At 58.2% G+C, this 697-nt stretch carries 1 pseudogene; it reads right to left on the reverse strand.

Going from position 1 to position 697, the window contains the following annotated elements:
- Positions 1 to 579 (reverse strand): annotated as a pseudogene (locus P792_RS37510) (hypothetical protein); the annotation flags it as partial.
- Between the last annotated feature and the right edge of the window lie 118 nt (positions 580 to 697).

Consider the following 697-nt stretch of genomic DNA (forward strand, 5'->3'; position numbering starts at 1 on the left):
GGTAATCTGCGCGCGATGCTCTGCGTCGAGCGGCAGATGCGTTTCACCGGGGCCGAGAAATCTTGCGGCAGCCCCTTCGCAGGATTTGTCTGCACTGAAGCGAATAAGTGCGAACGCGCTATGCGGAATGTCCATAAGGACCGCCAGACCATCGAATTGATGTGCGCCGATCACCCCAATCACCTGGCGCAAACCGACGGAGCGCATGGGGAATTGCGGCAATCTGACCATGGAAACTGTTCCCAGATCGAGTGTGCCGAGCTCGAGCTCGCCAGTCTTCATGAGGGGGGCATCGCTGATTTGCGCACCATCCTGCACAATCGTCGTATGTGTGCCGGTGTCACGACCGCCGTAAGCCGCGATATCGCCGCCATAAAGCCCATCGACGGTTGTCGAATAATAGAGAGCGACAGGTTTTCCCTGCATCGTTGCCGGGAGAACAGGCGCATCGCCCGGCCCACCAAGAATCGGTAGGGTGAATGCGCCCAGAATACATGAGTCGGGCTGGGCACGGGGATGGCTTGTCAAAACAAGCAGGCTGAGTATTGCGCAGAAAAAAGCAGATAGAACCCGTTTCATCGCGGCTACCATCCTCGCTGCTGCGATCACTGATCCAGGCCGTCGGTAGATCTGACAACGGCTGGCGAATCAGCGCATTTGTGCCAATCCTCTGTCCGGAGCCGCTTCCCGGGCAAGC

Origin of the sequence: Asaia sp. SF2.1 (assembly GCF_000505765.1) — a bacterium.
Taxonomy (GTDB): domain Bacteria; phylum Pseudomonadota; class Alphaproteobacteria; order Acetobacterales; family Acetobacteraceae; genus Asaia; species Asaia bogorensis.